Annotated in this window: 7 protein-coding genes and 15 tRNA genes; 20 read left to right on the forward strand and 2 right to left on the reverse strand. The window is 45.1% G+C overall.

The window, feature by feature from the left end:
- The 15 genes from ACL9RM_RS26080 to ACL9RM_RS26150 all read left to right on the forward strand — a co-directional run bounded on the left by ACL9RM_RS26080 (position 1) and on the right by ACL9RM_RS26150 (position 1,410).
- A tRNA-Asn gene (locus ACL9RM_RS26080) sits at positions 1–76 on the forward strand.
- A gap of 3 nt (positions 77–79) precedes the next feature.
- A tRNA-Ser gene (locus tag ACL9RM_RS26085) sits at positions 80–171 on the forward strand.
- Between the two features lie 17 nt (positions 172–188).
- Positions 189–260: transfer RNA gene (locus ACL9RM_RS26090), tRNA-Glu, on the forward strand.
- A gap of 68 nt (positions 261–328) precedes the next feature.
- Positions 329–404, forward strand: a tRNA-Val gene (locus ACL9RM_RS26095).
- A gap of 26 nt (positions 405–430) precedes the next feature.
- Positions 431–507: transfer RNA gene (locus ACL9RM_RS26100), tRNA-Met, on the forward strand.
- A 15-nt stretch (positions 508–522) separates the two neighbouring features.
- Positions 523–599: transfer RNA gene (locus tag ACL9RM_RS26105), tRNA-Asp, on the forward strand.
- Positions 600–636: 37 nt separating this feature from the next.
- Positions 637–709 (forward strand) — tRNA-Phe (locus ACL9RM_RS26110).
- Between the two features lie 22 nt (positions 710–731).
- A tRNA-Thr gene (locus ACL9RM_RS26115) sits at positions 732–807 on the forward strand.
- Positions 808–812: 5 nt separating this feature from the next.
- Positions 813–898, forward strand: a tRNA-Tyr gene (locus ACL9RM_RS26120).
- Between the two features lie 7 nt (positions 899–905).
- Positions 906–979: transfer RNA gene (locus ACL9RM_RS26125), tRNA-Trp, on the forward strand.
- Between the two features lie 17 nt (positions 980–996).
- A tRNA-His gene (locus tag ACL9RM_RS26130) sits at positions 997–1,069 on the forward strand.
- A gap of 10 nt (positions 1,070–1,079) precedes the next feature.
- Positions 1,080–1,154 (forward strand) — tRNA-Gln (locus tag ACL9RM_RS26135).
- A gap of 7 nt (positions 1,155–1,161) precedes the next feature.
- A tRNA-Gly gene (locus ACL9RM_RS26140) sits at positions 1,162–1,233 on the forward strand.
- 12 nt (positions 1,234–1,245) lie between these two features.
- Positions 1,246–1,320: transfer RNA gene (locus tag ACL9RM_RS26145), tRNA-Cys, on the forward strand.
- Positions 1,321–1,331: 11 nt separating this feature from the next.
- Positions 1,332–1,410, forward strand: a tRNA-Leu gene (locus ACL9RM_RS26150).
- A 443-nt stretch (positions 1,411–1,853) separates the two neighbouring features.
- Here ACL9RM_RS26150 and ACL9RM_RS26155 read toward each other — a convergent pair.
- Together ACL9RM_RS26155 and ACL9RM_RS26160 are read right to left on the reverse strand one after the other, a co-directional pair.
- Entirely contained in the window at positions 1,854–2,165 is a 312-nt protein-coding gene (locus tag ACL9RM_RS26155; protein ID WP_250266661.1) for a hypothetical protein, read from the reverse strand.
- 681 nt (positions 2,166–2,846) lie between these two features.
- On the reverse strand, positions 2,847–2,990 hold the full coding sequence (locus tag ACL9RM_RS26160; protein ID WP_422759429.1) for a hypothetical protein: 144 nt from the start codon (positions 2,988–2,990) through the stop codon (positions 2,847–2,849).
- A 293-nt stretch (positions 2,991–3,283) separates the two neighbouring features.
- Between ACL9RM_RS26160 and ACL9RM_RS26165 the strand changes: the two genes are divergently transcribed.
- From ACL9RM_RS26165 to ACL9RM_RS26185, 5 genes are all read left to right on the forward strand, one after another.
- Positions 3,284–3,805 (forward strand): MarR family transcriptional regulator, encoded by a 522-nt coding sequence (locus tag ACL9RM_RS26165; protein WP_250266659.1) that lies wholly within the window; start codon positions 3,284–3,286, stop codon positions 3,803–3,805.
- Entirely contained in the window at positions 3,786–4,562 is a 777-nt protein-coding gene (sufC, locus tag ACL9RM_RS26170) for a Fe-S cluster assembly ATPase SufC (RefSeq protein ID WP_023990247.1), read from the forward strand. The genes ACL9RM_RS26165 and sufC overlap by 20 nt, the downstream gene beginning before the upstream one ends.
- A gap of 23 nt (positions 4,563–4,585) precedes the next feature.
- A complete protein-coding gene (gene sufD / locus ACL9RM_RS26175; RefSeq protein WP_414126682.1) occupies positions 4,586–5,893 on the forward strand; it encodes a Fe-S cluster assembly protein SufD in 1,308 nt (435 codons plus the stop codon).
- Between the two features lie 43 nt (positions 5,894–5,936).
- Positions 5,937–7,334 (forward strand): Fe-S cluster assembly protein SufB, encoded by a 1,398-nt coding sequence (gene sufB, locus ACL9RM_RS26180; RefSeq protein WP_023990245.1) that lies wholly within the window; start codon positions 5,937–5,939, stop codon positions 7,332–7,334.
- Between the two features lie 321 nt (positions 7,335–7,655).
- The gene (locus ACL9RM_RS26185; protein WP_013373004.1) at positions 7,656–7,895 is read left to right on the forward strand and encodes a NifU family protein; all 240 of its coding nucleotides are present in this window, start codon (positions 7,656–7,658) and stop codon (positions 7,893–7,895) included.
- Positions 7,896–8,101 lie beyond the last annotated feature (206 nt).

Here is an 8,101-nt window from a genome sequence, read left to right on the forward strand (position 1 = left end):
TCCCTGATAGCTCAGTTGGTAGAGCACTCGACTGTTAATCGAGTTGTCACAGGTTCGAGTCCTGTTCGGGGAGCCATATGGAGAGGTGTCCGAGTTGGCCGAAGGAGCACGATTGGAAATCGTGTAGGCGCCAAAAGCGTCTCGAGGGTTCGAATCCCTCTCTCTCCGCCAGAATTATTTTATTGCATGGCCCGTTGGTCAAGGGGTTAAGACACCTCCCTTTCACGGAGGTAACAGGGGTTCGAATCCCCTACGGGTCATAAAAATATCATAAAAGGGCTTGCAATAAAAAGTTCATTATGGTATAATATGAGAAGTGCTTAATTGTGGAGGCTTAGCTCAGCTGGGAGAGCATCTGCCTTACAAGCAGAGGGTCGGGGGTTCGAGCCCCTCAGCCTCCACCATTTGAAAAGTAAATATTTATTACTGTCGCGGGGTGGAGCAGTTCGGTAGCTCGTCGGGCTCATAACCCGAAGGTCGCAGGTTCAAATCCTGCCCCCGCAACCAATTAAAAGTTATTATGGAACTGTGGTGTAGAGGCCTAACATGCCTGCCTGTCACGCAGGAGATCGCGGGTTCGAATCCCGTCAGTTCCGCCATTAGTATTATAACGTGTAATGAAGAGCCTTATTCTAAGGCTCGGTAGCTCAGTCGGTAGAGCAGAGGACTGAAAATCCTCGTGTCGGCGGTTCGATTCCGTCCCGAGCCACTTTTAATTGAATATTTTATGTGCCGGTGTAGCTCAACTGGTAGAGCAACTGACTTGTAATCAGTAGGTTGGGGGTTCAAGTCCTCTCGCCGGCACCATTTTTGGAGGATTAGCGAAGTGGCCAAACGCATCAGACTGTAAATCTGCTCCCTTACGGGTTCGGTGGTTCGAATCCATCATCCTCCACCAGTTTTATAGGGGCATAGTTTAAAGGTAGAACAACGGTCTCCAAAACCGTTGGTGTGGGTTCAATTCCTGCTGCCCCTGCCAATCATTCATTACTTGCGGCGGTCGTGGCGAAGTGGTTAACGCACCGGACTGTGACTCCGGCATTCGTGGGTTCAAGCCCCATCGGCCGCCCTTTACTTATTGGGGATTAGCCAAGCGGTAAGGCAACGGACTTTGACTCCGTCATGCATAGGTTCAAATCCTATATCCCCAGCCATCTTTATGCGGACGTGGCTCAGCGGTAGAGCATCGCCTTGCCAAGGCGAGGGTCGCGGGTTCGATTCCCGTCGTCCGCTTTGTTATACTCTGGCGCCATAGCCAAGTGGTAAGGCAAAGCTCTGCAAAAGCTTTATTCCCCAGTTCAAATCTGGGTGGCGCCTCCATAATTAAATATGCCGGCGTGGCGGAATGGCAGACGCGCTCGACTCAAAATCGAGTGGGAAACCGTGGAGGTTCGAGTCCTCTCGCCGGTATTAACTAAAAGAGTTCATTAGAGACATTTTCTAATGAGCTTTTTTTTTTCGAGTTTTAGTACCTCACTCATTGTTTGAGCTGAAGATACTTTCGAGTTGTATTCCAAATGCGAATAAATATTGGCTATTATTGCGTAATCACTGTGACCCGGCCATTCCTGAACTTCTTTCATGCTTACCCCTAATACATCTACATAAATATAATCCAGGTATTCAAGACAATAAGAATTGTCAGAAGATAAGCGATAGGATTCCTGTTATTCCTTCATACGGATCAGAAGCTCATAGAACGTGTCCACCAGTGGCAGTATACGGCGACTGGCTTTATTCTTGGTTCGGTCGGTCCTTTTCAATTTCAATATATCCATTCAAATTGCCCGATGTGGCGGTATGTTTAATATTAATAGTCCAATTCAATAAATCAATAGCCGACCATTTTAATCCTACGACCTCGTTTGGCTTAGCCCATAAAAGGCAGTCAGGATCACGGAAAGCTCAATTCTTTCGCCTCGGATTACTGCGAGGAGTTGATTCAGCTCCTCGGCATTGTAGAAGCTCACGACGTAATTGTTCTTTTTTGGGCTTTCAACTAATTCAGGGAGATTCGCCACAATCAGCTTTATTTTCACGGCATACTGAAGGGCTCTGCAAATGTTCGCGTGGTAATGAATAACGGTATTGGCGCTGACACCTTGCACATTCATTTCATGGGTATACAAGGTCTGAAAATCCTCTGTAGTTAAATCATCAAGCAATACATCCCTATCTCTCGGAAAAAGGATCTACGCTGCCTTTTACAGTGTCGGAATAGGAGATATAGGAGATAAGCCTGATACTGTTTTTCATCATCTCTAGCCATTGAAGCATAAAGTCTGCGAACAGCCTTTTGCTATTACCGGATGGAGTAGCCGCTTTTACTCTTACAGCATATCTTCATTTTCAACCGCGAGTGCTTGTCCTTCCATATGATAATTCTTCCTGGCTTCCTGAAGCAAGATTTCGGCTCTTTTCTTGGTTCCTTTTATCTTAAGCCCCGTAGGGATCCATTTTGGTTATCGTTTACCATTCTCATCTTTACAGTTAGGCGAATGTCCCGTTGCGCTTTTCCCTCTTCCAATAACTCTAGAGGGTGAACCCGATCCTTTTTCAAAAACCGATTGAGCTTCGGAATGGATTTGCTACAAAAGTGGTAGCTGAATCCGCCGATGGATTGGTTTAGCGCCCAGAAGGTGCATTTGATTTTGAACCGGGTGGTATAAAGTTCGATGATCTAAGTCGCCTCCAGTGTCAGATCGGTGCTGGCTAGAATGGAGCATCGCCTGTTCGGATTCACCAGCAAAAACCACAGTTTTTGGTATACTCTTTGGCCCCATAACATATCCAGACACAGGTAACTGACGGATTATTCATTGCCATACATGCTCACGATAGCGTACTCAAACGCGGCGATACGGCTTTAAAACAGCTCGGCCAAGCACCACCTTTGTCCTCTTTTTACGGTAGCGCCCCCGGTCTGTGGCAGCTGTACCATGACGTTCATAGGCAACGGTATTGGACTTGGCTTCGGTTACCAGATCCATCCGGGTGCTGCCGAATTGGTTCCATTGTTCAACCCCCGCAAAGCAGGATTGATCAGAGGTAGGCAAAACCATTTCCGGGACGTACCCTAGTCAAAACACAGCATGAGGCCGATGACAATGACAACAAACCCATGAAAAGCGCCTCCAAAATTGGCGTCACATTTAACACAATTGATATTGATTATCAATATCAATTGTGTTAATATGATTTTGTTCACTAGTGAACAAAAAATAATCTAATGGTGATACTGAACTTGGTCTGCAACTACTACAAGAGAGGGGAGATTGGGAAATTGGAGTTTCAAAATAATTTTAAAGGTCATCTTTACGAGCAATATATTAAAATGCTACATCTGAATGAGCTGTATACTGAACAAGAATTTAACTCGTTTCGGCAACAGGCCAGAAAGTACGAGATTGACATGCTCTCTAACAATATTACTAGTGTACACGTTATTGATTGCATTGGTGATTATGAACCGATAAATCATACCGGGATTGTGGAGAAGATGGGGTTGTCCAAAGCTAGCATTACTAAAATTAGTGCAAAGCTGCTGGAAATGGGCTTCATTATGAGAAGTCAACTGAACAGCAATCGTAAGGAGATTTACTTTAGTTTAACGGATAAGGGAAGACACGTTTATCATTTGCATAAAGAACTGCACAAAGAAAAAGAAGAAAGGTTTTACCAATTCATTGAATCCTATTCAGAGGTTGAGCTGCAGACTATTGGAAAATTTATGAGTGATTTGGTGGCTCGTGCCGAAGAATACTCCGAAGGGAAGTTTACGATAAATGACGACATTAAAGATTGAGGAATTAAGATCCAAGATTGAAGGGAAAGAAATTTTAAAAGGGCTCACACTGGAGATTCATGGCGGAGAGATTCATGCGATTATGGGGCCTAATGGGACGGGAAAAAGTACATTGGCTTCAGCTTTAATGGGCCATCCCAAATATGAGGTTACTGGCGGTAAGGTGACATTGGACAATGAAGACCTTTTGGAGATGGAGGTGGATGAGCGTGCACAGGCAGGCTTGTTCCTCGCTATGCAATACCCAAGTGAAATTGCTGGCGTGACCAACTCGGACTTTCTCAGAAGTGCCATCAATGCACGGCGTGAAGAAGGCGATGAGATATCCTTAATCCGTTTTATCCGTGAAATGGAGAGCAAAATGAAGGGGCTGGAGATGAACCCGGAATTTGTGCATCGTTATTTGAATGAGGGATTCTCTGGCGGTGAAAAAAAGCGGAATGAGATTTTGCAAATGATGCTACTTGAACCCAAGTTTGTGATCCTGGATGAAGTGGACTCAGGGCTTGATATTGATGCACTGCGTATTGTGGCCAATGGCGTAAATGAGATGCGCAGCCCGGATAGAGGCTTTTTAATCATCACCCATTATCAACGACTGTTGAATTATATTACCCCGGATTTTGTGCATGTCATGATGCAAGGCCGGATAGTTAAATCTGGCGGTCCGGAGCTTGCACACCGTTTGGAGGCTGAAGGGTACGATTGGGTGAAGGAGGAACTTGGGATTACGGATGAGACGGTAAGGGAAGCTTAAAAGCCGGAGAGGAGGAACAGCACGTGGATATACAAGCTAGAGTTTCAATGAATGTGGACGATTTACGCGCATGGTCAAGCGCTAAGAATGAACCTCGTTGGCTGATTGAACGCCGCGTTCACGCACTCGAACTGGCAGGGACGCTGGAGTTGCCTAAAGTGGAGAAAATCAATCTCGAAAAATGGGATATCTACGAAAGTGGAGATTACAAAGCTGAGAATGCGTGGTCTAGTTTGGAGGAAGCGCCGGAGGTTGTTCGAGGTTTGGTTGCTTCTCCGGTGAAAGGCGGACTAATCGTTCAGTTCAACTCGGATGTAGTGTATACGAAATTGTCCGAGAGCTTAGCCGCCCAGGGAGTCATTTTAACGGATCTGCATACTGCGGCAAAAGAGTATGAGGAGCTGGTTCAACGTTATCTCTTTCAGGCAGTAAAGCCAGAAGAACATCGTTTATCTGCTGCACACAGTGCCTTATGGAGTGGTGGCGTTTTTCTATATGTCCCAGACGGTGTAGAGGTTGAAGCACCTATTCAAGCGATCTTTCTTAACGATACAAGCGGTGTGTGTTTTGCTCCTCACGTCTTAATTGTGGCAGGAAGCAACAGCAAGATCACTTATGTGGATAATTGTGTATCGAGTGGTGATGATGTCAAGGTATTGCATAACGGTGTGACGGAGGTCTTCGCGGGGGCGGGCTCAAAGGTGCAAGTAGCTTCGGTTCATCAGCTTGCTGCAACTACAACAGATTTCACCCAGCGACGGGCGGTCGTTCTTGCTGATGGGGGTGTGGAATGGATTATCGGTGAGATGAACAATGGTTATACCGCCAGCGATACCAAGACTTTGCTACAAGGCAACGGGGCGGTCTCCGACAATAAGGTGATTGCTATTGGCACTGGCAATCAAAAATCGAGCTATACAACTCAAGCTCAGCATTTTGGCAGAAGCTCGGTAAGCCAGATGATTACGCGTGCAGTCATGCTTGAAGAAGCTACGGCCATTATCAACGGCATTACAAAAATTGAAAAAGGTGCAACCCATTGTGATGGTCAGCAAACAGAACGCGTGCTTATGCTAAGTCCTAAAGCTCGCGGCGATGCCAATCCGATCCTGCTGATAGATGAGGATGATGTAACCGCGGGTCATGCTGCATCCGTGGGGCAAGTAAATGCAGAGCAAATCTATTATCTGATGTCGCGCGGGATATCACGGAGTGAAGCCGAACATCTTGTTATTTTCGGATTTCTCGCTCCTGTCATTTCGGAGATCCCGCTGGAAGGTGTTCGCAGTCGCCTAAAAGATTTAGTGGAAAGCAAGCTCGGCAGATCATAGCAAATCAAAATGAATCTTGAAAGGTTAAAAAGGAGTGATACTAATGGCTAAAAAAGCACCAGATATGGGCGAATATAAATATGGGTTTCGCGACAAGCACCAGTCTATTTTTCAATCTGGAAAAGGTCTGACGGAAGAGATTGTCCGGGAAATTTCCCGGATCAAGGAAGAGCCGGAGTGGATGCTCAATTTTCGGTTGAAAGCTTTGAATCAATTCTACAAAATGCCGATGCCTGAATGGGGAGCGGATTTGACCGGGCTAAATCTTGATGACATCCAGTATTACGTTCGCCCTTCTGAAAAACAGGGAAAGACCTGGGAGGAGGTTCCTTCCGAGATCAAAGCAACCTTTGACAAGCTGGGAATCCCTGAAGCGGAGCAAAAGTTCCTGGCGGGCGTATCCGCTCAATATGAGTCGGAAGTAGTTTATCACAGCATGCGGAAAGAACTGGAGGATCAGGGCGTTATTTTTCTTGATACGGATAGTGCATTAAAGCAATATCCCGAAGTGTTTAAGCAACATTTTGGGACGATCATCCCTCCCGCCGACAATAAATTTGCGGCGCTTAATAGTGCGGTTTGGTCAGGCGGTAGCTTTGTATACATTCCGAAGGGTGTTCAGTGCGAGGTTCCTATACAAGGTTATTTCCGTATTAATTCTGAAAATATGGGTCAATTCGAGCGGACATTAATTATTGCCGAAGAGGGCAGCTTTGTCCATTATGTTGAAGGATGTACAGCACCTATTTATAGTACCAGTTCTCTGCATAGTGGAGTTATTGAAATTATTTGCCGGAAAGATTCCCGTGTCCGTTACACGACCATTCAGAATTGGGCTCCTAATATCTACAACTTGGTAACCCAAAGGGCTGTGGCAGAAGAAAATGCCACAATGGAATGGGTGGACGGCAACATCGGCTCCAAGGTAACAATGAAGTATCCGGCAGTATTATTGAAAGGACGGGGAGCCAAGGGGTCCATCCTGTCTATTGCCGTAGCCGGTAAAGATCAGCATCAAGATGCTGGCGCGAAGGTAATTCACCTTGCTCCCGAGACAACATCTACGATTATATCCAAATCCATCAGCAAGCAGGGCGGAAAAGTAAACTACCGAGGGTTGTCCAGCTTCAGCCGCGATTCCGCAGGGTCCAAGTCCAATATTAAGTGCGATACGTTGATATTGGACAACATGTCAACCTCAGATACGATTCCGTACAATGAAATTAAAAACGATCAGATTACTTTGGAGCACGAGGCAACAGTATCCAAAGTGTCCGAGGAACAATTGTTTTACTTAATGAGCCGCGGGCTTACAGAACAAGATGCTACACAAATGATTGTAATGGGCTTTATTGAACCGTTTACCAAAGAATTGCCAATGGAATATGCCGTTGAAATGAATCGGTTGATTCAATTTGAGATGGAAGGAAGCATCGGTTGATTCATTAATTTAATAGATCAAACCTTTATCATTCTTTAAAGAAGTGCGAGGTGCTAGTAATGAAGAAAAATAATTCGGACGATTCAGAACTAGCTCAAATTACCCGAGAGATACGAAAACTTCAGTTCTGCTTCTATATGCTGTCAGGATTGAGCGCAAGTTGTGGTGTGATGATACCTTTAGACTCTATTTATACGCTTATAAGGGAACTTTCGGATCAAGAGGCCACTCTTAGGCAAAAAGCAAAGGATCACTCAGACGATCTAGGGTGAAAAAAGGTCTGAATTGACGGTTGGTAAAACAATGGGAGGAGTTGACATAATGGATGAAAATGGAGTTTTATTCGATGAAGTATCGGAAGTTCTTCTCAAACTACGTCCTTTCTTACTGCGTGACGGTGGAGATGCTGAACTGGTCGAGGTTGAGAACGGTATAGCAAAATTAAGATTTTTGGGAGCTTGCAATGGTTGCCCAAGTGCTACGATTACGTTAAAGGTTGCTATTGAGCGCGCAATTCTTGAGGAAATTGATGATATTAAAGAAGTTGTACAAGTATTCTAAAATTTTTACTTCATCAAACAAGGTATTATCAAGATTGCATTCGGTATCGAGTGGGAAACCATGGAGGTTCGAGTCCTCTCGCCGGTATACACAAAGGATGATAAAATGCTTAAAAGCATTTTATCATCCTCAGATTGTCGAGAAACCCCGTCTTTTGAGACGTGGGTTTCTTTTTCTTTACATCATAAGGCTCTGGTCTCTGGAGA

The organism is Paenibacillus sp. S29, assembly GCF_049319765.1.
GTDB lineage: Bacteria > Bacillota > Bacilli > Paenibacillales > Paenibacillaceae > Paenibacillus > Paenibacillus polymyxa_B.

Coding starts and splice junctions, on each gene's coding strand:
- ACL9RM_RS26160 (WP_422759429.1), bottom strand. CDS start 2,990: ATGGATCTGGTAACCGAAGCCAAGTCCAATACCGTTGCCTATGAACGT.
- sufB (WP_023990245.1), top strand. CDS start 5,937: ATGGCTAAAAAAGCACCAGATATGGGCGAATATAAATATGGGTTTCGC.
- sufC (WP_023990247.1), top strand. CDS start 3,786: ATGACGACATTAAAGATTGAGGAATTAAGATCCAAGATTGAAGGGAAA.
- ACL9RM_RS26185 (WP_013373004.1), top strand. CDS start 7,656: ATGGATGAAAATGGAGTTTTATTCGATGAAGTATCGGAAGTTCTTCTC.